This window comes from Pantoea sp. UBA5035, from assembly GCF_002415245.1.
Classification (GTDB): domain Bacteria; phylum Pseudomonadota; class Gammaproteobacteria; order Enterobacterales; family Enterobacteriaceae; genus Pantoea; species Pantoea septica.
In genome coordinates this window covers 309,468-334,239 of sequence record NZ_DICD01000015.1, presented here as the reverse complement: position 1 = coordinate 334,239, position 24,772 = coordinate 309,468, and the positions used below count along the sequence as shown (strand labels likewise).

23 protein-coding genes are annotated in these 24,772 nt (G+C 61.3%); 12 read left to right on the top strand and 11 right to left on the bottom strand.

Annotated features, from left to right (window positions below; all coding sequences use genetic code 11):
* Positions 1-119 precede the first annotated feature (119 nt).
* Positions 120-1,118, top strand: coding sequence for an adenosine deaminase (add, locus tag B3229_RS13040; protein WP_033747357.1), 999 nt, complete (start codon positions 120-122; stop codon positions 1,116-1,118).
* 61 nt (positions 1,119-1,179) lie between these two features.
* Here add and B3229_RS13035 read toward each other — a convergent pair whose 3' ends face one another.
* The 5 genes from B3229_RS13035 to B3229_RS13015 all read right to left on the bottom strand — a co-directional run bounded on the left by B3229_RS13035 (position 1,180) and on the right by B3229_RS13015 (position 6,845).
* On the bottom strand, positions 1,180-2,220 hold the full coding sequence (locus tag B3229_RS13035) for an oxidoreductase (RefSeq protein WP_048782396.1): 1,041 nt from the start codon (positions 2,218-2,220) through the stop codon (positions 1,180-1,182).
* Positions 2,221-2,298: 78 nt separating this feature from the next.
* A complete protein-coding gene (araC, locus tag B3229_RS13030) occupies positions 2,299-3,216 on the bottom strand; it encodes an arabinose operon transcriptional regulator AraC (protein WP_033789919.1) in 918 nt (305 codons plus the stop codon).
* 62 nt (positions 3,217-3,278) lie between these two features.
* A complete protein-coding gene (gene araH / locus B3229_RS13025; RefSeq protein WP_033747362.1) occupies positions 3,279-4,265 on the bottom strand; it encodes an L-arabinose ABC transporter permease AraH in 987 nt (328 codons plus the stop codon).
* A gap of 14 nt (positions 4,266-4,279) precedes the next feature.
* Positions 4,280-5,800 (bottom strand): L-arabinose ABC transporter ATP-binding protein AraG, encoded by a 1,521-nt coding sequence (gene araG / locus B3229_RS13020; RefSeq protein ID WP_048782398.1) that lies wholly within the window; start codon positions 5,798-5,800, stop codon positions 4,280-4,282.
* Between the two features lie 61 nt (positions 5,801-5,861).
* On the bottom strand, positions 5,862-6,845 hold the full coding sequence (locus tag B3229_RS13015) for an arabinose ABC transporter substrate-binding protein (protein WP_033747366.1): 984 nt from the start codon (positions 6,843-6,845) through the stop codon (positions 5,862-5,864).
* Positions 6,846-7,212: 367 nt separating this feature from the next.
* Here B3229_RS13015 and B3229_RS13010 point away from each other — a divergent pair, with 367 nt between their 5' ends.
* Both B3229_RS13010 and araA read left to right on the top strand, forming a co-directional pair.
* Positions 7,213-8,898, top strand: a complete 1,686-nt coding sequence (locus B3229_RS13010; protein ID WP_048785065.1) for a ribulokinase — start codon at positions 7,213-7,215, stop codon at positions 8,896-8,898.
* Positions 8,899-8,909: 11 nt separating this feature from the next.
* Positions 8,910-10,412 carry an L-arabinose isomerase gene (gene araA / locus B3229_RS13005; protein ID WP_286871319.1) on the top strand — a complete coding sequence of 501 codons (1,503 nt, stop codon included), beginning with the start codon at positions 8,910-8,912 and terminating at the stop codon, positions 10,410-10,412.
* A 754-nt stretch (positions 10,413-11,166) separates the two neighbouring features.
* Here araA and yjfF read toward each other — a convergent pair.
* From yjfF to B3229_RS12980, 5 genes are all read right to left on the bottom strand, one after another.
* Positions 11,167-12,153 (bottom strand): galactofuranose ABC transporter, permease protein YjfF, encoded by a 987-nt coding sequence (yjfF, locus tag B3229_RS13000; protein WP_033747374.1) that lies wholly within the window; start codon positions 12,151-12,153, stop codon positions 11,167-11,169.
* Entirely contained in the window at positions 12,150-13,160 is a 1,011-nt protein-coding gene (gene ytfT, locus B3229_RS12995) for a galactofuranose ABC transporter, ATP-binding protein YtfT (RefSeq protein ID WP_286871316.1), read from the bottom strand. Before ytfT ends, yjfF begins: the two co-directional genes overlap by 4 nt.
* On the bottom strand, positions 13,153-14,673 hold the full coding sequence (locus tag B3229_RS12990) for a sugar ABC transporter ATP-binding protein (protein ID WP_286871314.1): 1,521 nt from the start codon (positions 14,671-14,673) through the stop codon (positions 13,153-13,155). The genes ytfT and B3229_RS12990 overlap by 8 nt, the downstream gene beginning before the upstream one ends.
* Positions 14,674-14,727: 54 nt before the next feature.
* Positions 14,728-15,684, bottom strand: coding sequence for a galactofuranose ABC transporter, galactofuranose-binding protein YtfQ (ytfQ, locus tag B3229_RS12985; RefSeq protein ID WP_048783510.1), 957 nt, complete (start codon positions 15,682-15,684; stop codon positions 14,728-14,730).
* Between the two features lie 498 nt (positions 15,685-16,182).
* Positions 16,183-16,401: a hypothetical protein gene (locus B3229_RS12980; RefSeq protein WP_286871312.1), complete on the bottom strand. Its 219-nt coding sequence runs from the start codon at positions 16,399-16,401 to the stop codon at positions 16,183-16,185.
* On the opposite strand from B3229_RS12980, the gene ydgT reads away from it, so the two are divergent.
* From ydgT to nth, 9 genes are all read left to right on the top strand, one after another.
* The gene (ydgT, locus tag B3229_RS12975; protein WP_033747384.1) at positions 16,400-16,615 is read left to right on the top strand and encodes a transcription modulator YdgT; all 216 of its coding nucleotides are present in this window, start codon (positions 16,400-16,402) and stop codon (positions 16,613-16,615) included. The genes B3229_RS12980 and ydgT overlap by 2 nt on opposite strands.
* A gap of 104 nt (positions 16,616-16,719) precedes the next feature.
* Positions 16,720-17,163, top strand: a complete 444-nt coding sequence (locus B3229_RS12970) for a DUF2569 domain-containing protein (protein WP_286871309.1) — start codon at positions 16,720-16,722, stop codon at positions 17,161-17,163.
* Positions 17,164-17,286: 123 nt separating this feature from the next.
* On the top strand, positions 17,287-17,868 hold the full coding sequence (gene rsxA / locus B3229_RS12965) for an electron transport complex subunit RsxA (RefSeq protein ID WP_033747388.1): 582 nt from the start codon (positions 17,287-17,289) through the stop codon (positions 17,866-17,868).
* Positions 17,868-18,446 carry an electron transport complex subunit RsxB gene (gene rsxB, locus B3229_RS12960; RefSeq protein WP_033747391.1) on the top strand — a complete coding sequence of 193 codons (579 nt, stop codon included), beginning with the start codon at positions 17,868-17,870 and terminating at the stop codon, positions 18,444-18,446. Before rsxA ends, rsxB begins: the two co-directional genes overlap by 1 nt.
* Positions 18,439-20,889 (top strand): electron transport complex subunit RsxC, encoded by a 2,451-nt coding sequence (gene rsxC, locus B3229_RS12955; RefSeq protein WP_286871306.1) that lies wholly within the window; start codon positions 18,439-18,441, stop codon positions 20,887-20,889. The genes rsxB and rsxC overlap by 8 nt, the downstream gene beginning before the upstream one ends.
* The gene (gene rsxD / locus B3229_RS12950) at positions 20,890-21,948 is read left to right on the top strand and encodes an electron transport complex subunit RsxD (protein ID WP_286871305.1); all 1,059 of its coding nucleotides are present in this window, start codon (positions 20,890-20,892) and stop codon (positions 21,946-21,948) included. It abuts the gene before it with no gap.
* A gap of 3 nt (positions 21,949-21,951) precedes the next feature.
* Entirely contained in the window at positions 21,952-22,584 is a 633-nt protein-coding gene (rsxG, locus tag B3229_RS12945; RefSeq protein WP_033747401.1) for an electron transport complex subunit RsxG, read from the top strand.
* A complete protein-coding gene (locus B3229_RS12940) occupies positions 22,577-23,281 on the top strand; it encodes an electron transport complex subunit E (RefSeq protein WP_286871302.1) in 705 nt (234 codons plus the stop codon). The genes rsxG and B3229_RS12940 overlap by 8 nt, the downstream gene beginning before the upstream one ends.
* On the top strand, positions 23,278-23,913 hold the full coding sequence (gene nth, locus B3229_RS12935; protein WP_286871300.1) for an endonuclease III: 636 nt from the start codon (positions 23,278-23,280) through the stop codon (positions 23,911-23,913). Before B3229_RS12940 ends, nth begins: the two co-directional genes overlap by 4 nt.
* A 24-nt stretch (positions 23,914-23,937) precedes the next feature.
* Here the strand turns inward: nth and B3229_RS12930 are convergent, their stop codons facing one another.
* Positions 23,938-24,636 carry a CTP synthase C-terminal region-related (seleno)protein gene (locus tag B3229_RS12930; protein ID WP_048781189.1) on the bottom strand — a complete coding sequence of 233 codons (699 nt, stop codon included), beginning with the start codon at positions 24,634-24,636 and terminating at the stop codon, positions 23,938-23,940.
* Between the last annotated feature and the right edge of the window lie 136 nt (positions 24,637-24,772).

Here is a 24,772-nt window from a genome sequence, read left to right as displayed (position 1 = left end):
CAGCCGCCCTTTCGCTTACTATCCCAGCAGTTGCGGCGCGGGTTGCGCAAAGGACTCGCTATGTTGCGCAAGTTGTTTCTATAATGGTCTGCACTTTTATTCCTGTCAGAGAGTGCAGCATGTTCGATTCCAGCCTTCCCGTTACCGATATCCATCGCCATCTTGACGGCAACATCCGCGCGCAAACCATTCTGGATTTAGGCCGCCAGTTTAACCTCGCCCTGCCCGCCGCCACGCTGGAAGCGCTGCGCCCCCACGTTCAGGTAGTGGAAAACCAGCCCGATCTGGTGAGCTTTTTAAATAAGCTCGACTGGGGCGTTAAGGTGCTGGGCGATCTCGACGCCTGCCGCCGCATCGCGCTGGAAAATGTGGAAGATGCGGCGCGCGCCGGCATCCACTATGCCGAGCTGCGCTTCTCCCCGGGCTATATGGCGATGAACCATAATCTGCCGGTGGCGGGCGTGGTGGAAGCCGTTATCGACGGGATTAAAGCGGGCTGTCAGAAATATAACGTCGACGTGCGCCTGATCGGCATTATGAGCCGCACCTTCGGCGACGAAGCCTGCCTGCGCGAGCTGGAAGGCTTGCTGGCGCACCGCGATCATATCACCGCCGTCGATCTGGCAGGCGACGAGCTGGGCTTTCCCGGCAGCGAGTTCCTGAGCCACTTTACTCAGGCGCGCGACGCCGGCTTCCGCGTCACGGTGCATGCGGGCGAAGCGGCCGGACCGGAGAGCATCTGGCAGGCGATCCGCGAGCTGGGCGCCGAGCGTATCGGCCACGGCGTGAAGGCGATTGAAGACCGCGCGCTGATGGATTTTCTCGCCGAGCACCGCATCGGCATCGAGTCCTGCCTCACCTCCAATATTCAGACCAGCACCGTCTCCTCGCTGGCACACCATCCGCTAAAACAGTTCCTGGAGCACGGCATCCTGGCGACTATCAACACCGACGATCCGGCGGTTCAGGGCATTGAGCTGGCGCACGAGTATCAGCACGCCGCGCCCGCCGCCGGGCTGAGCGCCGCGCAGATCCGCCAGGCGCAGGAGAATGGCCTGACCATCGCCTTCCTGAGCGACGCCGAGAAAACCGCTATCCGCAATAAAGTGCAGGCGTAAAAAAAGGCCGCCAAGGCGGCCCTGTTCGGCAAAAGCCGGCTGCACGCAGCCGGTTCTTTCGTTACTTCAGCGAAAGCGTCTGGCGCTTTTCCGCCGACTGCAGTCCCAGCTCGATCAGCTCCATGACCTGGATCGCCTCTTCCGCCGTTACCGGATTATTGCCGCGCCCGCTGATCGCGTCGCGCACCGCCGCATAATAGGCAGGATAGTTGCCCGGCTGTGTCATCAGCGTCTCTTCCTTGACGCCTTCGCCGTCGGCCAGCGTCAGCACGCCGTCGCGCATATCGTAGCCCCAGTCCTCGGCCGGCGGAAAATCGCCCGCCTTCAGCCGGTCTTCCTGCGGATCCAGACCATATTTCACATAGCTGCCGCGCGTGCCGTGCACCACATAACGTGGCGACTCGGCCGCCACCAGCATGCTGGCGTGCAGCACCACGCGACGCTGCGGATAGGTGAGCGTGGCGTGGAAGTAGTCGGTGGTCTGCGCGCCAGGACGCATCTCCGCCATATCGACATTGATGGCGACCGGCGCGCCGAACAGCTGCAGCGCCTGATCGAGCAGATGCGGCCCCAGATCGTACCAGATGCCGCTGCCGGCGCCTTTCATCTCGCGCCAGCGCTGACGCACTTCAGGGCGGAAGCGATCGAAATGCGATTCAAAATAGCGCACTTCGCCCAGCGTGCCCTCTTTCAGCAGCTGTTTCAGGGTCAGGAAATCGCTGTCCCAGCGGCGGTTGTGGAATACGGAAAGCAGCAGGCCCTTGGCCTTCGCCAGCGCTTCCAGCTCGCGCGCCTGTGACAACGTCACGGTAAAGGGTTTATCCACCACCACATGCTTGCCGGCGTTCAGCGCAGCCTTGGCCAGCGGAAAGTGGGTATCGTTGGGCGTCGGGATCACGATCAGCTGCAGCGACGGGTCCTCTAACAGCGCCTGAGGATCGGCCACCACTTTCACCTGCGGCCAGTCAGCGTGCACTTTCCCTTCGTCGCTACTGGAGATGGCGGCCAGCTCGACGTCCGGCGTGCCCGCAATCAGCGGCGCGTGAAACGTCTTGCTCGCGAAGCCGTACCCTATCAGTCCAACACGAAGTTTGTCGCTCATTATCACTCCTCTTATTCGCATACCCGACTGATTTAAGACCATAGCGTCGGTTAGAACAAGCAGGAATCCCCCGAAAAATCAGGAGATAGCACTCTGCGCCATCGGCCAGGGCGTTTCCGCGAGCAAGGTATCCTGCGCATCCTGATTGCGACGGCGAAAATCGCTGGGGCTGACGCCGACCCGTTTGCGGAACACGCGTGAAAAGTAGAGCTGGTCGTCATAGCCTACTTCGCGCCCGACGCTGGCGATCGGCTCCTGAGTGGTTTGCAGCAGCAGCTTGGCGCGGATGACGCGCTGATCTTCGCGCCAGCGCAGCAGATTGACGCCCATCTGTTCGCGGAACAGGTGCGCCAGGCGCGACGGCGACAGGCAGACGTGGCGCGCCACCTCTTCAATCTTCACTTCGCTGGCCAGATGGTTGGTGACGTACTGGCAGGCCTCGATGATGCGCGGGTCGCGCACCTGCTGATGGCTGCGCGGATCTTCCTCTACCGCGCGCAGCAGCAGGCGCTCCAGCAGGTTCATCGCCAGCTCTTCGGCGAAGCGGCGGCCGGAATTATGGGTTTGCTCGATGCTGGCGAACAGGCGGTCGAACTCGGCGCGCAGCGTCTCATTGAGATGCAGCCGCCCGACGCCTTCGCGCGCGTCCTGCCACTGCAGCCAGTCGTTCCAGTAGGCGCGCGGACGGAAGTAGACCCAGCGGTGATGCCACTCCGGGCTGTCCGAGGCGCGCCCGTAGTAGTGCGGCGTTTTGGGCTGAAACAGCAGCATATCGCCCGGCAGGCAGTCAAAGCCGTTTTCGCCGTCGAACACCCGGCCCTTGCCTTTAATGGTGAGGTTTAGAATGAAGCCTTTCATACCGTGCGGACGGTCAATAAAAAAATCGAGCGGACCGTCGGCCGCAATCGGCGTCAGCCCGGCGACCAGCCAGGCGTTGAAGGGATAACCGGGCAACAGAGGATTTTGCTGCGCCGCTGTGGATTCACGGTGATACATAACGTCCTCACTCAGTCAGGGTTAAACAGAGCGCGGCGCCGGGGCGCCGCCTCTTTTTGCCGTCAGGCTTTATGCTTTTGCTTGTAGCGGTCGAAAATCACCGCCGCTAACAGTATCAGACCACGCACCACGTACTGTGAGAATGGCGAGATATTGAGTAAATTCATCGCATTTTCAACGGTGCCGAGGATCAGCACCCCCGCCACCACATAGGAAATTTTGCCGATGCCGCCCTTCAGCGAGACGCCGCCCAGCACGCAGGCGGAGATCACCACCAGCTCATAGCCCAGCGAGGTCATCGGCTGGCCGCTGGTCATGCGCGAGGCGAGAATAATGCCCGCCGCCGCCGATACCAGCCCGGAGAGAATAAAGATGATGATGCGGGTGCGCACCACCGGCACGCCCGCCAGCCGCGCCGCCTCTTCGTTGCCGCCGATCGCCAGCGTGTTGCGGCCAAAGGTGGTTTTGTTGAGCAGGAAGCCGAAAATCAGCATGGTGGCGATGGTCAGCCAGATCGGCGCAGGCACGCCGAGCCAGTTGGCGAAGCCGAGGGTAAAGAAACGCTCATCTTCGATGCCGACCGCCTTGCCGTCAGAGAAGATATAGGCCAGGCCGCGCACGATCTGCATGGTCGCCAGCGTGGTGATCAGGGCGTTGATTTTCAGACGCGCAATCACAAAGCCGTTGACAAAGCCGGTGGCGACGCCGATCAGCAGACCGGCGAAGACGCCGATCCACAGGCTTTCGGTCATGTTGATCACCACCGCGGCGACCACGCCCGCGCAGGCGATCACCGAGGCGACCGACAGGTCGAAATCGCCGGAGGCGAGGCAGAACAGCATGCCGCAGGCCACCATGCCCGACATCGACATCGCCAGGCCCAGCCCCTTCATATTGATAAAGGAGCCGAAGTTAGGCACGAACACGGCGCAGGCGACGAACAGCAGCGCGAACACCACCAGCATGCCGAAGTTATCCCAGATACGCCCGAAGCGCATGCCGCTGCGCTGCTGCACCGGCGGCGTACCTGAAGTTGTGGATGAAGACATAATATTTTCCTCTGTCAGGCCACAGCGGCCGCTTGGGTGGTTTTGGGCATCGCCAGGCTCAGCGTCTGCTGCTCCGTGGCGGCGTCATGCAGCAGTTCGCCGGCGATGGCGCCTTCGCGCATCACCACGATGCGGTCGGCCAGGCCCATCACTTCCGGCAGATCGCTGGAGGCGAACAGCACCGCGATGCCTTTGCTCGCCAGCTGATAGATCAGGTTATAGATTTCATGCTTGGCGCCAACGTCGATGCCGCGCGTCGGCTCGTCCAGCAGGATCACCTTCATCTCTTCCGACAGCCAGCGGCCGAGAATCGCCTTCTGCTGGTTGCCGCCGGAGAGATTCATGATCAGCTGCTCGGCGTGAGGCGTTTTGATATTGAGCGAGCGAATATGGCTGTCGGCGTTGCGCGTCTCCCACTGATTTTTGATCAGGCAGCCGGCGGTCAGGTTGTGACGTCGCGCGCTGATATTGATGTTGTCACGCACCGAGTGCACCGGGATGATCCCTTCGGCTTTGCGGTCTTCCGGGCAGAGCATTACGCCGGCGCGGATCGCGTCGATCGGCTCGCGCAGCTTCAGCACCTCGCCGTCCAGCAGAATGCGGCCGCCGCGCAGCCGGGTCGCGCCGAAGATGCCCTTCATCAGCTCGCTGCGTCCGGCGCCCACCAGCCCGAACAGGCCGACGATTTCACCGGCGCGCACCTCGAGCGAGATGGGCTCGCGCACGCCCTTCGCCTCGACCTTCTCCAGCACCAGGCGCACCGGCCCGTGCGGACGCGGCGTATAGCCGTAGATATCGCCCAGGTTGCGTCCCACCATCGCCTGCACCAGATCGTCGTGATGGGTGTTGGCCATATCGGTAAAGGTGCGCACGTAGCGGCCATCTTTAAATACGGTAATGGCGTCGCTGAGGGCGAAGATCTCCTCCATGCGGTGCGAGACGTAGAGCACCACGCGCCCTTCCGCGCGCAGCTGGCGGATCACGCGGAACAGGTTCTCGATTTCGCGCGCCGACAGCGAGCTGGTCGGCTCGTCAAAGGCGATAATGCGCGCGTTGCGCGCCAGCGCCTTGGCGATTTCCACCATCTGCCACTGGCCGAGGGAGAGATATTTCAGCGGCATATCGGGATCGATATCCATGCCGAGGTTTTTCAGCTGCAGGCCCGCTTCGTAGCGCAGCACCTTGCGGTTCACCAGGCCGCGTTTGTGCGGGATCTGACCGAGGTAGATGTTCTCCGCCACGCTCATTTCCGGCACCAGATGCAGCTCCTGGTAGATAATGGCGACGCCGGCATCCAGCGCCTCGCTGGTATGCTGAAAACTAACCGGCTCGCCTTTAATGCGGATTTCGCCGCCGCTGGGCTGATAGCTGCCGCTGAGAATTTTCAGCAGCGTCGATTTGCCTGCGCCGTTCTCGCCCATCAGGGCGTGCACTTCGCCGCCGCGACAGTCGAATGAGATATCCTGCAGCGCTTTAACGCCGGGAAACGTCTTGCTGATGCCATGAAACGACAGAAAGGTTGGCTCGCTATTCATGGTAACTCCTCTGGTTTACCGTAAAGGTGCCGCCGCGCAGGCGGCGGCACGGTACGCGGGTTTACATCAACCCTTTCTTCGCCAGTTCGGTTTTGAAGTTGTCGCGGGTAATCAGCACCACGTCGGTGACTTCGGTGAATTTCGGCGGCTCAGCCCCTTTGCTCACCCACTCATAGAGCATCTGGCTGCTCTTGTAGCCGTGCACGTCCGGGCTGGGCAGCAGCGATCCGTAGAAGCCGGTCGCTTTGTCTTTCGACAGTTCGCTGATGGCGTCGACGCCGTTGATGCCGATGCCGATCACGTCCGCCGCCTTAAAGCCCTGGCCTTCGGTGGCGCGTACGCCGCCCAGCACGGTGTTGTCGTTCATGCCGACAATCAGCCAGTGTTTCACTTCCGGATGCTGCACCAGCAGCGAGTTACCGGCGTCAAACGCGCCAGGGATATCGTTGGATTTGGTGGGCACCTGATAGATCTGCGCCGCCGGGAAGCCGGCCGCTTTCAGCGCATCCATCGATCCGCCGGTGCGGCGGCGCGCGGTATCGAGCTCGTTGGCGGTAATCGCCATCACGCCGGTCTCTTTGGCGTTCCAGCCGCGCTTCTGCATCTCTTTATAGAGTTCCTGCCCCTGACGCTCGCCGATTTTGGTGGCGGCCATCATTACCAGCGGCACGCTGTCCATCGGCTTGCCTTTCGCGTTGACGAACTGGTCGTCGACGGCGATCACCTTCAGATCGTAGCCGCGTGCCTTAGCGACGATAGCGGAGCCGAGTTTGGGATCGGGGGTACAGATAACAAAGCCCTTCGCGCCGCTGGCGGCCAGGCTGTCGATGGCGTTAAGGGTCTTCTCGCCGTCGGGAATGGCGATTTTGATCACTTCAAAGCCTAAATCCTTACCGGCTTTGTCCGCGAATTTCCATTCGGTCTGGAACCAGGGTTCTTCAGGCTGCTTAACGAGAAAACCCAGCTTCATGGTTTCGGCGATAGCGGAATGTGACATAACCGCTGCCAGGCCGATGGCCGCGAACGCTTTAGTGAATTTATGCATGATGCTCTCCGGAGCCAGGGTGTTTTTCCCTGCTGTTAACGAATCGGTGTAAACGCTACCAGTCAATTTTCTTTTTTGGGTACAGATGAAAATCAGCGCGTTAGACGGGCGAATGAGTAAAGCCTGTGCAAACGCTGGGCTAGTTGTAGCGGGAAAGGCGATGAAAAATGTAGAGCGGTATCACACCCTGAAATCACGACAAAATGTTCCATATATTCAGCAATTTTAACCGACCGGTAACTTTTGTCGGCGATCACAAAATCGCTGCTCATGACAGAAAAGTGCATATTCTCAGCGATTGGGGAATAACGTTTCCTGCGCCGCCGCCACAGGATAAGAGTCGATTATTCATAACAGGAGATTTCCGATGCGTGCTGGAGCCATCACTCTGGGCCTCGACTTTGGTAGTGATTCGGTGCGTGCGCTGGCGGTAGACTGCGACAGCGGCAGCGAGCTGAAAACCGCCGTCGTGAACTACTCGCGCTGGCAGCAGGGACTGTACAGCGATCCCCACACCAACCGCTTCCGCCACCATCCGCTGGACTATATTGAGGCGATGGAAAAGGCGCTGCTGGGCGTGCTTGACGCGCTGACGCCGGAACAACGTGACAGTGTCACTGGTATCGGCGTTGATACCACCGGTTCGACGCCCGCGCCCATCGACCGCGACGGCAACGTGCTGGCGCTGCGTCCCGACTTTGCCGACAACCCCAACGCCATGTTCGTGCTGTGGAAAGATCACACGGCGATTGAAGAGGCGGAAGCGATTAACCAGCTCTGCCGCAGCGGCCGCTTTACCGACTACAGCCGCTATATTGGCGGCATCTACTCATCTGAGTGGTTCTGGGCGAAAATTCTGCACGTCTCGCGCGCCGACGCCGCGGTGCGCGACGCCGCCGTATCATGGGTTGAGCTGTGCGACTGGGTGCCGGCGCTGCTGAGCGGCACCACCGCCCCAGCCAGCCTGCGCCGCAGCCGCTGCGCCGCCGGGCATAAGGCGCTGTGGCATCCCGACTGGCAGGGACTGCCCGACCCCGACTTTCTTAACGCGCTCGACCCGCTGCTGACCCAGCAGCTCGACTCGCCGCTGTTTCACGACACCTGGACCGCCGATATTCCGGTCGGCACGCTGAGCGCCGACTGGGCGCAGCGGCTCGGCCTGAAGCAGACCGTCACCATCGCCGGTGGCGCGTTCGACTGCCATATGGGCGCCGTCGGCGCAGGCGCGCAGCCTTATACGCTGGTGAAAGTGATCGGCACCTCTACCTGCGACATCCTGATCGCCGATGCAGAACAGGTCGGCGACCGCGCCATTAAAGGCATCTGCGGCCAGGTCGACGGCAGCGTCATGCCGGGCGCCATCGGCTGCGAAGCGGGCCAGTCGGCGTTCGGCGATATTTACGCCTGGTTCAGCCGCCTGCTCGGCTGGCCACTGCAGCAGGCGGCGGCGGCGCATCCTGAACTTCAGCCGCAACTGGCTGAGCTGCAGCGCAACCTGATCCGCCAGCTGACCGAAGCCTGGGCTGCCGATCCGCAGCTGGATCATCTGCCGGTGGTGCTCGACTGGTTCAACGGTCGCCGCACCCCCAACGCCAACCAGCGCCTGAAAGGGGTCATCACCGATCTGAATCTCGGCACCGACGCGCCCGCGCTGTTCGGCGGTCTGATCGCCGCCACCGCCTTCGGCGCGCGCGCCATTATGGAGTGCTTCGAACAGCAGCAGATCCCGGTCGAGAACATCCTCACGCTGGGCGGCATCGCGCGCAAATCGCCTGCCATCATGCAGGCGTGCTGCGACGTGATGAACCGTCCGCTCGATATCGTCGCCTCTGACGAGTGCTGTGCGCTGGGCGCGGCGATCTTCGCCGCCGTCGCCGCGGGCGTTTACGCCTCGGTGCCTGAGGCGCAGAAAGCGATGGCCAGCCCGATTGCCGTCACGCTTCAGCCCGACGCCGCCCGAGTCGCGCGCTATCAGCAGCTTTACGAACGTTATCAACTCTGGTGCGCGGCGGCTGAGCCGCAGTATGCGTCGCGCCCCGCCAACGCTAATTAAGGAGTGGTTTTATGGATCAGTACAACGCGCACAGCGTATGGTTTGTGATTGGCACCCAGCATCTTTACGGCGCGGAAACCCTCCGTCAGGTAGAAGAGCACGCGCGCCAGGTGGTCGACGGCCTGAACGCCTCTTCCGCCTTGCCGTTAAAGCTTATCGCCAAACCGCTGGTGAAGTCGCCGGATGAAGCGCTGGCGGTCTGCCGCGACGCCAGCCACGACGATAGCTGCGTCGGCATCATTACCTGGCTGCACACCTTCTCGCCCGCCAAAATGTGGATCGGCGGGCTCAGCGTGCTGAACAAGCCGCTGCTGCAGTTCCATACCCAGTTCAACGCGGAGATCCCGTGGGACAGCATGGATATGGACTTTATGAACCTGAACCAGACCGCGCACGGCGGCCGCGAGTTCGGCTTTATCGGCGCGCGCATGGGGCTACAGCACAGCGTAATCACCGGCCACTGGCAGGATGCGGCAAGCCAGCAGCGCATCGGCAACTGGATGCGCGCCGCCTTCGCGAAGCAGAGCAGCCAGCAGCTGAAAGTGGCGCGCTTTGGCGACAATATGCGCGAAGTGGCGGTGACCGAAGGGGATAAAGTCGCGGCGCAGATCCAGTTCGGCTACGCGGTCAACGGCTGGGGCGTCGGCGATCTGGTTGAGGTGATTAATCAGGTAAGCGACGGCGAGGTCAACGCGCTGATCGACGAGTATGAAAGCCTCTATCGCTTCAGCGACGTGGCGGCCAGCGGCGGCGAGAAGCGCCAGAACGTGCTCGACGCGGCGCGTATCGAGATCGGCATCAAGCGCTTCCTCGACAGCGAGGGCTGCAAAGCCTTCACCACCAACTTCCAGACGCTGCACGGCATGACGCAGCTTCCAGGACTGGCGGTGCAGCGCCTGATGGGCCAGGGCTACGGTTTCGCCGGCGAAGGCGACTGGAAAACCGCCGCGCTGCTGCGCATTTTTAAAGTGCTGGCGGGCGATCGTCCTGGCGGCACCTCCTTTATGGAGGATTACACCTATCACTTCTCGCCAGGCAACGATCTGGTATTAGGCTCGCACATGCTGGAGGTCTGCCCCTCTATTGCCAAAGAGGAGAAGCCTCTGATCGACGTGCAGTTCCTCGGCATTGGCGGCAAAGCGGATCCGGCGCGCCTGATCTTCTCTACCCCGGCCGGCCGCGCGGTGAACGCCAGCGTGATCGATATGGGCGACCGTTTCCGCCTGCTGGTGAATGTGGTAGATGCGATTGAGCAGCCGAAGCCGCTGCCGAAGCTGCCGGTCGCGCGCGCCCTGTGGCGTGCCCAGCCGTCGCTGGCCACCGCGTCCGAGGCCTGGATTCTGGGCGGCGGCGCGCACCATACGGTGTTCAGCCAGGCGCTGACGCTGGAGGATATGTATCTCTACGGCGAGATGAACGACATCGAAGTGCTGGTGATCGACGAGCACACACGACTGCCGGCGTTTAAAGACGCGCTGCGCTGGAATGAGGTGTATTACCGTTCGAAGCGCTAAGCTGCGGGTTGAGAGCAATCAGCGCCGACTTTTAAAGTCGGCGCTGTTGTTTAAGAAAGACCGCGCTGCCCAGTCGGGAAGATGGGCAGTTCCGTGAAGACGGCGTAAATCCATCCCTGGAGCCTCGGCCTCGCCATCCCTGGCTCGGACGCTTCACTCCACTGCCCATCCTCCCTCCTTTATGAAACTCTGTGCGGTTTGTTTTAACAGCCCTAAAAATGCTTATGCGTGGAAGAAATTTTGGGCGAAGAGTAAAGCGCCAGAGCCATGGACAAAACGCCGGGAACGTATTTGAACTACGCGTGGCTGTTGCCCGTTTGCGGGCGTGCCACAAGGATGGGGCGAGTAAGACAAGGCCGATCGGCATAAATACGATGGGTTTAAACAGCCATAAAAATGCTCAACCGTGGAAGGGGGTTCTGCCCGAAGAGCAAAGCGTCCGAGCCACATAATTGCGATGGTTTTAAACAGCCATAAAATGCTCATCGTGGAAGGGGGTTCTGCCCGAAGAGCAAAGCGTCCGAGCCATGGACAAAAACGCCGGGAGCGTTTTTGAACAACGCGTAGCGTTGGCCCGCGTGCGGGCGAGCCCCAGGGATGGGGCGAGTAAGGCGAGGCCGATCCGCATGGATGCGGGAATCCTTTGCGATCGGGCAGAACCCCCTTTCACGCCGCACACTCTTACAGCCACACCGCATATTTTCCCAGACACAAAAAAAGCCGCCCGCAGGCGGCTTAACTCGACTCCGACTGGTCAGGTCGCTATACGCTTCACCGGCGCATTCTTCTGCCGATCCCACATCACCGTCAGCAGGCGCTGCAGCGCGATAAAGGCGAACAGCAAAATGCCGATGGCGATCTTGGTCCACCAGGAGCTCAGCGTACCGTCAAAATTAATCCAGGTCTGAATCAACCCCTGAATCAGCACGCCAAACAGCGTGCCCAGCACCGTCCCGACGCCGCCGGAGAGCAGCGTGCCGCCAATCACCACCGAGGCGATAGCGTCAAGCTCAACGCCCAGCCCCGCCAGCGCATAGCCCGCCGAGGTATAAATCGAGAAAACGATGCCCGCCAGCGTCGCCAGCGTGGTCGACAGCATATAAATGCGAATCGTGGTGGCGCGCGTGGAAATGCCCATCAGCTGCGCCGAGGTCACATTGCCGCCTACCGCATAAACCTGATTGCCGAAGCGCGTACGGTGCGCCAGCAAAATGCCGCCCGCCACCACCAGCAGCATCACCAGCGCCAGCAAACTCAGACGACCGCCGCCCGGCACCTTCCACGCCAGGCTGGAGAGCGTGGCGTACAGCGGATGATCGATGGGAATCGAATTCTCCGACACCAGATAGCTACAGCCGCGCAGAAAAAACATCCCCGCCAGCGTAATAATAAACGCCGGGATCTTCAGCGCGTCGATCAGCCAGCCCATCATGGCGCCGAACAGCGCGCCCGCCGCCAGAATAATAGCGAACGCCAGCAGCGGATGAATATGCAAATCGCCGATGGCGCGCGCCAGAAACACGCCGGTAAAGGCGATCACCGCGCCCACCGACAGATCGATGCCGCCAGAGAGGATCACAAACGTCATGCCGACGGCGATAATGCCCAGAAAAGCGTTATCGGTCAGAATATTGCAGATCACGCGCGTCGAGGCGAAGCCGGGAAACTGACTCAGACAGAACAGATAGCCGGCGACAAACACCAGCAGCGTAATCATCAGGGGAAGATGACGTTTAATCATTGAGGCCGTCTCCGTTTCAATATCGCCAGAAAGCGCGGCGACTGCAGCAGCAGCACGCCCATTACTACCACCGCCTTCACCACCTGATTCAGCTCCGGCGGAAAACCGGAAAGCAAAATGCCGGTATTCATCGCCTGAATAATCAGCGCGCCGATCAGCGACAGCACCAGATTAAAACGGCCGCCCATCAGCGAGGCGCCGCCGATCACCACCGCGAGAATCGCATCCAGCTCCAGCCAAAGGCCGGCGTTATTGGCGTCGGCGCCGCGAATATCGGCGGTCACGATCAGGCCCGCCACCGCCGCGCACAGCCCGCTAATCACATAGGTGGACATCACCACCAGCCAGCCGGTCACGCCCGCATTGCGCGCGGCGCGCAGGTTAATCCCTACCGCCTCGATAAACAGCCCGAGCGCGGTCTTGCGCGTCAGCAGCCAGACCAGCAGCGCCGCCGCCAGGGTAATCCACACCGGCACCGGCAGCAGCCACAGCGACCCGCTGCCCAGCCATCCGAGCGCCGCGCTGTCGAAGGTCACGATCTGCCCCTGGGTAATCAGCTGCGCGATGCCGCGCCCCGCCACCATCAAAATCAGCGTGGCGACAAAAGGCTGAATGCGCAGCAGCGCCACCAGCACGCCGTTCCAGAGCCCGCACAGCAGCCCGGCGCCCAGCGCGGAAAAAATCACCGTCGTCAGGCTATGACCCGACACCGTCAGAGTAGCGGCGGTCGCGCCCGCAATCGCCATCACCGCGCCCACCGAAAGATCGATACCGCCGGTAGCGATCACCAGCGTCATGCCGATCGCCAGCAGCGCCACCGGCGCGGCGCGGTTAAGAATATCGATCGGGCTGCCGAACAGACGGCCGTCCTGCAGATGCACGGCGAAAAAATTATTCGCCACCAGGCTATCTACCAGCAGCACCAGAATCAGCGCGGCGATCTGCGGCAGGCCCGGCGGCAGGCGAAACTTACGGCGTTCTGGCTTCGTCATATGGGATTCAAGCATGTTGTGCCCCTCCGTCCGCGATGGCGTTAACAATCGACGCCACCGAAAGCTGCTCAAGCGGGATCTCCGCCACCTGTTTCAGGTCGCGCATAATCACCACGCGATCGGCGTAGCCCACCAGCTCCTCCAGCTCGGAAGAGATCACCAGCAGCGCCAGGCCATCGGCGCACAGGGATTCGATCAGGCGAATAATCTCGGCGTGGGCGCCGACGTCGATGCCGCGCGTGGGTTCGTCCAGGATCAGAAACTGCGGTTTGGTCACCAGCCAGCGCGACAGCAGCACCTTCTGCTGATTGCCGCCGGAAAGCAGCTCCACCGGCTGGTCGGCATGCGGCGTGCGGATGCCGAGGCTCTTGATAAAGCGCTCGGCGATCGCCTGCTGCTCGCGCCGCTTGATCGGCCGCAGCCAGCCGCGCTGCGCCTGCAGCGCCAGGATAATATTTTCACGCACCGAGGCGGCGCCGATAATGCCGTCGGTCTTGCGATCCTCCGGACAAAAACCGATGCCGAGCCGCGACGCCTGCGCCGGCGAGCGGATCGTCTGGGGTTTGCCTTTAATGGTCGCCGTGCCGCGATCGGGCCGGCGAATGCCGAACAGCACTTCGGCGGTCTCGGTGCGGCCGGAGCCAAGCAGCCCAGCCAGTCCCACCACTTCCCCTGGACGCACCTCAAGGTCGAAAGGCTCAATGGTGCCCTTCTTGCCGTAGTCGCGAAACGACGCCACCGGCTGATTGCTGCGCAGCGTGCTGCCCTGGCGCTGCAGCGCGGTCTCCAGCAGATCGCGCCCCAGCATCAGCTTGATCAGTTCAATCTGCGGCAGCGTGGCGGTATCGCGCGTGGCGATAAACTGACCGTTGCGCAGCACCGTAATGCGGTCGGTGATGCGGTAGACCTGATCGAGAAAGTGAGTGACGAAGATCAGGCTCATCCCTTTGGCCTTCAGCTGCGCCATCAGGGTAAAGAGCATCTCTACTTCGCTGGCGTCGAGGCTGGCGGTCGGCTCGTCGAGGATTAGCACCTGCGCCGAGAGATCGACCGCGCGGCAGATGGCGATAATCTGCTGCATCGCCACCGAGTAGTGTCCCAGCGGACGCGTCACGTCGAGAATAAAACCGTAATTGCGCATCAGCGTGTCGGCATCGCGCACCATCTTGCGGCGGTCCACCATGCCCAGTCGGCGCGGCTCGCGCCCGATAAACAGGTTGTCGGCCACCGACATATTCGGCAGCATATTGACCTCCTGATAAACGGTGCCGATGCCCATCTTTTGCGCATCGGCGGTGCTGCGCGGCGCAATGGTCTGCCCGTTCAGCGTCAGCGTGCCCGCATCGCGACTGTAGACCCCGGTCAGCACCTTAATCAGCGTCGACTTGCCCGCGCCGTTTTCGCCCAGCAGCGCCATAATTTCGCCTTTGCGCACGCTAAACGACACGTTATCCAGCGCCTTCACGCCGGGAAACCCTTTGCTGACGCCGCTGATGGTGAGCAGCGCATCGTCATTGTGCCTAATCATCTTGTCAGCCCCGCCTCAACAGATAAAAAGCCGCTCCTGAGAGCGGCTCGCGGCTCAGTAACCCATGCCTTTTTTCAAATCCAGCTGCGCCTGCGCATCGGCTGGCAAAAAGAGCCGGGTTTCGGTTTTGGTGATCTTCGGCGGCAGCGTGCCGTCTTTTTTGAACTTCTCCAGCGCGTCGAATGCCGGGCCTGCCATGTTCGGCGTCAGCTCGACGTTGGCGTTGGCCTCGCCCGCCAGCATCGCCTTATAGATATCGGGCACGCCGTCGATTGAGCCGGTGAGGATGTCTTTGCCTGGCTTGAGCCCAGCCTCTTTAATCGCCTGAATCGCGCCGATCGCCATATCGTCGTTATGGGCGTAAACCATGCAGATGTTCTTGCCGTTGTTTTCCGCCTTGATAAAGCTCTCCATTACCTCTTTACCCTTGCTGCGGGTAAAGTCGCCCGACTGCGAGCGCACCACCTTGATATTGGGATGCCCGGCGATCGCCTCGGCAAAGCCTTTCTTGCGGTCGATGGCGACGCTGGCGCCCACGGTGCCCTGCAGTTCGACCACGTTGCACGGCTTGTCGCCGACGGTTTTCGCCAGCCAGTCGCCAATCAGCTTGCCTTCCAGCACGTTATCGGCGGTGACCACCGTCATATAGAGCGATTTATCCTTCACTACAATGGCGCGGTCGAGCAGGAAGACCGGAATTTTGGCGTCTTTAGCTTCTTCCAGCACCGGCTCCCAGCCGGTCTGCACCACTGGCGCGATAAAAATCGCGTCGACGCCCTGAGCGATGAACGAACGTACCGCCTTGATCTGGTTCTCTTGTTTCTGCTGACCGTCGGCAATTTTCAGCGTGATGCCGCGTTTCGCCGCTTCGCTTTTCGCCACGCTGGTCTCTGCTGCGCGCCAGCCCGATTCGGAGCCGACCTGAGAGAAGCCGACCGTCAGGTCTGCCGCCATTACCGGTGCAGTGAGTGCGGCGCTGACCAGACTGGTCAAAAGTAAACGTTTCCACATAGTTTGCATTCCTCTGAAGGGCTTTTGCGAGTAAGGGTAAAGAGCCCGTTTAGCCTGGCGTAAATCGGCGTGAATAAGGGCGACGCGCTTCACAAATCGGTTCAAATTAAAGGGGTTACGTGCAGGTATGGCAGTCTGGCGCGCTAGCGTTCATGGACAAAACGACTGAGTTATTTAAACGTGCTGGTTAAATAAATGTAATAAACAGAATCGCTTATGAAATCTTCCTCTGAAAGCGATTACAATAATACGTAAACTTTGGTCACCGCCTGTCGTGCAGGCGAGATAACAATTTTGTGATTTCCCGCACAGTGGTGCGCGTTAAGCGGCTTAACACGGCAATGTTAGCGCAGCGGATCAAGAGGCTCCTGACTGATGAAAGAGAGATTATTATCTGCCTTTATCCAGCCAGCGCATCGGGGCGCGTAATTGATCATGCTTTCATGCCCTAAGCGAAGCGGTTTTCACCTGAGAAAGCAGAAGTAACGCATGTGCCCCTCACTGACGGCGGTTAGCGCAGCGGCGCAGCGCCAAAAGCGGCCTGCCAGATTTTTGCCGTTTCGCTTTACTGATGCGCGGATGATCAAAAGTGGTTTTTTTAGCGCATTGATAAACAAAAATTAAGAATTTGTCTTTTTTCCAGAATAAGTCGCTGGACAGCCCGCCCCTGCTCCCTATACTGACCGCTTCTCTGTTCTCTCTAATTATGGCAATCATGACTGCGCAAGATTACCTGCTCAAATTCCGCAAAGTGAATAATCTGGAAAGTCTGGAAAAACTCTACGATCACCTTAACTACTCGCTTACCGATGACAACGAGATTATCAGCATGTACCGCGCGGCTGATCACCGTCGCGCTGAGCTGGCCTCCGGTGGGCGACTCTACGACCTGGGTCGCGTGCCGAAAACGGTGTGGCGCTACGTGGTCTGATTAAGGTTTATCAGGCCTGCCGGCGAGACGCCGCCTCTGCGCAGGCAGGCCCTGTCTGAACGTGTTATCCTCCTCGCTTTCCTTGTCGCAACAGGATCTCCTCGATGAATGAATCGATAACCGCGCCGCGTCTGGGCGGCTGGCTGCTTGTGCCGCTCGCCTGGCTGATTATGATGATGCTCACCAGCGCGATGGTGCTGGCGATGTACCTCAGCCCCCTGTTTAATCCGGTATGGCGCGCCACGCTGTTTTCGCACGGCGGCATGCTGGTGACCAACTGGGCGATCTCCCTGCTGACCGCGCTCGCCGTCTGGCTCTACAGCCTGTGGGTCTGCTGGATTTTCTGCAAACGCTCGCGCCGTCTGCCGCGCCACTACATTATCTGGCTGCTGGTCACGCTGCTGCTGGCGCTGAAGACCTTCGCGTTTACGCCGGTCTCCGACGGCAAGGCCGCCCAGACGCTGCTGCTGGCGCTGCTTGCCGCGGCGGTGTTCGTGCCCTATTTCAAACGCTCTCAGCGCGTGAAATCGACCTTTATCCAGCCGTAACGCCGTGAGTTTCGTCAACAATTTAATTCTGAGTGCGAAACAGCGCACTGCGTTTCGCGCAGTGGTTGAGATAGCGTCACAGATCACAGATAATGGGCCGCTTTCCGAATCAATGGCGAAAAAATGACCGATTATCTGCTGCTGTTTGTAGGCACTGTGCTGGTGAACAACTTCGTTCTGGTGAAATTTCTTGGCCTCTGCCCCTTTATGGGCGTTTCCAAAAAACTGGAAACGGCGATCGGCATGGGCCTGGCGACCACGTTCGTCATTACTCTGGCGTCGATTTGCGCCTGGCTGGTAAACCACCTGATACTGGTGCCGCTCGACCTCGTCTATTTGCGCACTATGGCCTATATCCTGGTGATCGCCGTCGTGGTGCAGTTCACCGAAATGGTGGTGCGTAAAACCAGCCCGTCGCTCTACCGGCTGCTCGGCATCTTTCTGCCGCTGATCACCACCAACTGCGCGGTGCTCGGCGTGCCGCTGCTCAGCGTCAATCTTAATCATACCTTTCTGCAGGCGGCGCTTTACGGCTTCAGCGCCTCGCTCGGTTTTTCGCTGGTGATGGTGCTGTTCGCCGGCATGCGCGAACGTCTGGTGCTGGCAAACGTGCCTGCCCCCTTTAAAGGCTCCTCTATCGCGCTGGTGACCGCCGGCCTGATGGCGCTGGCGTTTATGGGCTTTACCGGTCTGGTGAAATTCTGATGAGCGCGATCTGGATTGCCATTATCGTTCTGAGCGCGCTGAGTCTGGTGTTCGGCGCCCTGCTCGGCTATGCCTCGCGCCGCTTCGAAGTCGAAGAAGATCCCATCGTCGAGCAGATCGACGAACTGCTGCCGCAAAGTCAGTGCGGCCAGTGCGGCTATCCCGGCTGCCGTCCCTATGCGGACGCGGTGGGCAATAACGGCGAGGCGATCAATAAATGCGCGCCGGGCGGCGAGCAGACCATGCTCAAGCTGGCGGCGCTGCTGAATGTTGACCCGCAGCCGATTGACGGTGACGAAACGGCGAAAGAGCCGGTGCGCACCGTTGCCTGGATTGATGAAGCGAACTGCATCGGCTGCACCAAGTGCATCCAGGCCTGCCCGGTCGACGCCATTGTCGGCGCAACGCGCGCCATGCATACCGTGCTGAGCGACGTCTGCACCGGCTGCGACCTCTGCGTTGCCCCCTGTCCCACCGACTGCATCGAAATGCGTCCTGTGGCGACCACCACCGCTAACTGGAAATGGGATCTTGAGACCATTCCTGTACGGGTGATCCCGGTAGAAAGTCATGCTTAATCTGTTGAATATCTTTCGTAAAGAGAAGCTGTGGGATTTCGAGGGCGGTATTCATCCGCCGGAAATGAAAACCCAGTCGAACGGCACGCCGCTGAGCCAGCTGCCGCTGCCGGACCGCTTTATTATCCCGCTGAAGCAGCATATCGGCCATGAGGGCGAGATTTGCGTCGCGCCAGGCGATCGCGTGCTGCGCGGCCAGCCGCTGACTTTCGGCAGCGGCCGGATGCTGCCGGTGCACGCGCCGACCTCCGGCACCATCGACGCCATTGGCCAGCATATGACCGCGCACCCCTCCGGGCTGTCGGAGCTGTGCATTTTTATGTCGCCGGACGGCGAAGATCGCTGGACGCTGCTTGAGCCGATGGCGGACTACCGCCAGCGCGAGCGCGCCGCCATCGTGCAGCGTATTCACGACGCGGGCGTCGCTGGCCTTGGCGGCGCGGGTTTCCCCACCGGCACCAAGCTGCGCGGTGGCCTGCGCGGGGTGAAAACCCTGATTATCAACGCCGCCGAGTGCGAGCCCTATATCACCGCTGACGATCGCCTGATGCAGGATTATGCCGCCGAAGTGCTGGAAGGCAGCCGCATCCTCGCCTGGGTGCTGCAGGCCGAGCGCGTGCTGATCGGCATCGAAGACAACAAGCCGGAAGCGATTGCCGCGCTGAAGCAGGCGCTGGGCGGCGAGCGCGATCTGCAAATCCGCGTGATTCCGACCAAATATCCCTCCGGCGGCGCAAAGCAGCTCACCAAAATTCTTACTGGACTGGAAGTGCCGCACGGCGGACGCTCTACCGATATCGGCGTGCTGATGCAGAACGTCGGCACCGCCTGGGCGGTGAAGCGCGCGGTGATCGACGGCGAGCCGCTCACCGAGCGCGTGGTGACGCTGACCGGCGAGGCGATTGCGCAGCCGCGCAACGTCTGGAGCCGCATCGGCACCCCTATCAGCCATCTGCTGCATCAGGTCGGCTTTACGCCCGCGCCACGTCAGATGGTGATTATGGGCGGCCCGCTGATGGGCTTTACCCTGCCGTCGCTCGACGTGCCGGTGGTGAAGATCACCAACTGCATTCTCGCCCCCTCCGCCAGCGAAATGGGCAACAACGACGAAGAGCAATCCTGTATTCGTTGCTCCGCCTGCGCCGACGCCTGCCCGGCGAAACTGCTGCCGCAGCAGCTTTACTGGTACAGCCAGGGCGGCGATCACGATAAAGCGCGCGCCCACCATATCGACGACTGCATCGAGTGCGGCGCCTGCGCCTATGTCTGCCCGAGCAATATTCCGCTGGTGCAGTACTACCGGCAGGAGAAGGCGGAACTGCGCGCCATCGATCTTGAAGCGAAGCGCACCGCCGAGGCGAAAGCGCGCTTCGAGGCGCGCCAGGCGCGTCTGGAACGTGAGAAGCTGGCGCGTGAAGCGAAGCATGAACAGGCGAAACAGCGCGTAGCGCGCAGCGACGAAGGCGAGCTGGCCGCCGCCCGTGAACGCGTTATGGCGAAACGCCAGGCGGCGGGCGTAGTCGATCCGGCGGTAGAGGAAGCGCAGCGTCAGGCGCGCCATGCGCAGGCGCATCTGCGTCAGGCGGAAGCGCAAGCGGAAACCCAGCCGGTGACCCGCCAGACGGAAGATCCGCGCAAAGCGGCGGTGGAAGCCGCCATCGCCCGCGCTAAAGCGAAGAAAGTCGCGCAGCCGGAAGCGGCGGAAGAATCCCAGACTGAGGCGGTCGATCCGCGCAAGGCGGCAGTTGAAGCCGCTATCGCCCGCGCCAAAGCGAAGAAAGCTGAAGCGGCCCAGGCCGCCGCCGGCGCGCCGACCGAAGAGACGCAGCCGGTCGAGGATGCGCCAGCGGTCGATCCGCGCAAGGCGGCAGTTGAAGCTGCCATTGCCCGCGCCAAAGCGAAAAAAGCTGAAGCGGCCCAGGCCGCCGCCGGCGCGCCGACCGAAGAGGTGCAGCCGGTCGAGGATGTGCCAGCGGTCGATCCGCGCAAGGCGGCAGTTGAAGCCGCCATCGCCCGCGCCAAAGCGAAGAAAGCTGAAGCGGCCCAGGCCGCCGCCGGCAAGCCGACCGAAGAGGTGCAGCCGGTCGAGGATGTGCCAGCGGTCGATCCGCGCAAGGCGGCAGTTGAAGCCGCCATCGCCCGCGCCAAAGCGAAGAAAGCTGAAGCGGCCCAGGCCGCCGCCGGCACGCCGACCGAAGAGGTGCAGCCGGTCGAGGATGCGCCAGCGGTCGATCCGCGCAAGGCGGCAGTTGAAGCCGCCATCGCCCGCGCCAAAGCGAAGAAAGCCGCTGCCGCGCAGGCATCAGAAAAGGACGTCGTGACCCTCGACGTTGCAAACAGTGATGCGCGTCCGTCGGAAGACGCGCGCAAGGCAGCCGTCGCTGCCGCTATCGCCCGGGCGAAAGCGCGTAAAGCGCAGCCGCCGTCGACGTTTGAGGAATAAATGGCTTTTCGTATCGCAAGCTCCCCTTATACCCATAACCGTCGCAGCACCGGCAACATTATGTTGCTGGTGGTGCTGGCGGCCGTCCCCGGCTTCGCCGCGCAGTGGTATTTCTTTGGCTACGGCAGCGTGCTGCAGGTGCTGCTGGCGGTCCTGACCGCGTGGCTGGCGGAAGCGGCCATTCTGCGGCTGCGCAAGGCGCCGATCGCTCCCAGCCTGGCGGACAACTCCGCGCTGCTGACCGCCGTGCTTATTGGCATCAGCCTGCCGCCGCTTGCGCCCTGGTGGCTGGTGGTGATCGGCACCCTGTTCGCTATCGTTATCGCCAAGCAGCTCTACGGCGGTCTCGGACAAAACCCGTTCAATCCGGCAATGGTCGGCTACGTGGTGCTGCTAATCTCCTTCCCGGTGCAGATGACCAGCTGGCTGCCGCCCGACGCGCTGCAGGCGGTGAAACCGGGCCTGCTCGATTCGCTGAGCATGATCTTTACCGGCCATACGCTGGCGGGCGATACCATGCAGCAGCTGCAGCTCGGCGTCGACGGCGTCAGCCAGGCAACGCCGCTGGATACGTTTAAAACCGGCCTGCGCGCCGGTCACAGCGCGGAGCAGCTGCTGGCGCAGCCGATCTATACCGGCGTGTTGGCCGGGCTCGGCTGGCAGTGGATCAATCTCGGTTATCTGGCCGGCGGCCTGTTCCTGCTGTGGAAAAACGCCATTCGCTGGCATATTCCGGCGGCGATGCTGCTGTCGCTGGGGTTCTGCGCCACGCTGGGCTGGCTGATCTCCCCGGAGAGCCTTAACACGCCGCTGATCCACCTCTTTTCCGGCGCCACCATGCTCGGGGCGTTTTTTATCGCCACCGATCCGGTGACCGCCTCCACCACCAACCGCGGGCGTCTGCTCTACGGCGCGCTGATTGGTCTGCTGGTATGGCTGATCCGCAGTTTTGGCGGTTACCCCGACGGCGTCGCCTTTGCCGTGCTGCTGGCGAATATCTGCGTGCCGCTAATCGATTACTACACGCAGCCGCGCGTCTACGGCCATCGCAAGGAGTGATCGATGCTTGAGACTATCCGTAAAAACGCCGTTACCCTGGCGCTGTTCGCGGTGTTCACGACCGGTTTGACCGCCGTGGTGAACTACGTAACCAAACCGACCATTGCCCATCAGACGGCGCTGAATCAGAAAAACCTGCTGGATCAGGTGGTCCCGGTGGATCTGTACGATAATCAGATTCAGCGCGAATGTTACCTTGTCACCGATGCCGCGCTGGGCAACGCCGCGCCGCACCACCTCTATCTGGCGCGCAAAGGCGATGCCCCGGTGGCGGCCGCGCTTGAGACCACCGCGCCGGATGGCTATTCTGGTGCGATACAGATGCTGGTCGGCGCCGATTTTCACGGCAAGGTACTGGGCGTACGCGTTATCGAACATCACGAAACCCCCGGCCTTGGCGACAAGATCGAGCTGCGGATCTCTGACTGGATTAACAGCTTTAACGGCAAAGTGGTGCACGGCGCCGACGACAAAGCCTTTGCGGTAAAGAAAGATGGCGGCGAGTTCGACCAGTTTACCGGTGCCACCATTACGCCGCGCGCCGTGGTTAACGCCACGAAGCGCGCCGCGCTACTGATTGAAACGCTGAGCGGCAACGTCTCGTCGCTGCCCGAATGTGGAGACGCAAATGAGTGAAGCCAAAAACCTGCTGGTAGGCGGCCTGTGGAAAAACAACTCGGCGCTGGTGCAGCTGCTGGGGCTCTGCCCGCTGCTGGCCGTCACCTCGACGGCGACCAACGCGCTGGGACTCGGTCTGGCGACCACGCTGGTGCTGACCATAACCAACAGCGCCATTTCCGCCTCGCGCCGCTGGGTGCCGTCGGAAATCCGCATCCCCATCTACGTGATGATCATCGCCTCGGTGGTGAGCTGCGTGCAGATGCTGATCAACGCCTATGCCTATGGCCTTTATGAGTCGCTCGGCATCTTTATTCCGCTGATCGTCACCAACTGCATCGTAGTCGGCCGCGCTGAAGCGGTCGCCTCAAAGAGCAGCATTCCCCTTGCCGCGCTGGATGGCTTCGCTATCGGCATGGGCGCAACCTGCGCCATGGTCACCCTCGGCTCGATTCGCGAGCTGATCGGTAGCGGCACGCTGTTTAACGGCGCGGATCAGCTGCTCGGCCCGTGGGCCAGGGCGCTGCGCATCGAGGTGGTGCACTTCGACTCGCCAATGCTGCTGGCGATGCTGCCGCCAGGCGCTTTTATCGGCCTCGGCATGCTGCTGGCCGCGAAATACCTGATCGATCAGAAACTGAAACAGCGCGTCGCGCGCCGCGATGCTGAAGCCGCGGCGGCCGAACCGCACGCGCCTGCAGGGAAAGCGGTGTGAATCAGGCGAAACGCAGAGAGATCCTTACCCGGCTGCGGGACAACAACCCGCATCCCACCACCGAACTCAATTTTACTTCGCCGTTCGAGCTGCTGATCGCCGTACTGCTGTCGGCGCAGGCGACCGACGTCAGCGTCAATAAGGCGACCGCGAAGCTCTATCCGGTAGCCAATACCCCCGCCGCGATGCTGGCGCTGGGCGTAGAGGGCGTGAAAGAGCATATCAAGACGATCGGCCTGTATAACAGCAAAGCTGAGAATGTGATCAAGACCTGCCGTATTCTGCTGGAGAAGCATGGCGGCGAGGTGCCGGAAGATCGCGCCGCGCTGGAAGCGCTGCCTGGCGTCGGGCGCAAAACGGCTAACGTGGTGCTGAACACCGCGTTCGGCTGGCCGACTATCGCCGTGGATACTCATATTTTCCGCGTCAGCAACCGCACTCGCTTCGCGCCAGGCAAGAACGTGGAAGAGGTCGAGGCGAAGCTGCTGAAAGTGGTGCCGGCCGAGTTTAAGGTGGATTGTCACCACTGGCTGATCCTGCACGGCCGCTACACCTGCGTCGCGCGCAAGCCGCGCTGCGGCGCCTGCCTGATTGAAGATCTGTGCGAGTTTCCCGACAAGACGGAAATCTGACGGGCGCGCCGCGCCCGTTGTGCCTCAGCGCCCTGCCAGCGCCGCCTGCAGCCAGGCGATCGCCAGCGGCGAATCTTTCCCCTGCAGCGCCGCCCGCTCCGACTGGAACAGGGTCGCGACGAAGAAAGGGTGATCGGTCAGTTCAATGCCGCGCACATCTCCCGAAGCGTCCCATGAGGTGATACGCAAATTCTCCCCTTCCAGCGCCTCGCTAAAGGCGGGATTAACGCCGAAATTACAGTGGTAGCCCTCATCGCTTGACTGCGCGCCGTAGGCCTCGGCGATGCGCGATCCCGGCGCGAACCTGACTTCGCCCCGCTGCTCCACCAGCGAACAGCTAAGCGGCGCGATAACCATGCGGCCGCCCTCGTCGGTCTCGGCGTGATTCGCATCCTCCCAGCCCAGCACGTTGCGGGCATACTCAATCACCGCATACTGAAAACCGCCGCAGGAGCCGAGAAACGGGAGCTGCTGTTCTCGCGCCCAGCGAATGGTTTTAAACACCGCCTCATCGTTTTTATAGGGGCTGCCCGGCACGACCCAGACGGCGTCGCTCTCTTTCACGGCGCCCAGATCGCCGAGCTGGTCAGTAGAGAGCCAGCGAAAGCTGACGGCGGCGCCCAGATGCGCGGCGGCGCGATCGATAGCCAGAGGAATAGCCTGATGCGCAACGGCGCTGGCGCGGTAATCGCCCACCAGTGCCAGGTTTACTAAAGCTGCCATGAATACGTCCTGTAGATGGAAATTTCGAGGTTAGCGGATCGCTATTTTGATGTCGAGACGGTAAAAATCGCATTTTTCTGCCTCTGGCTCCCTACGCAAACGCTTTCTTCTTTTACTTAATGAATTAATTGGCAAT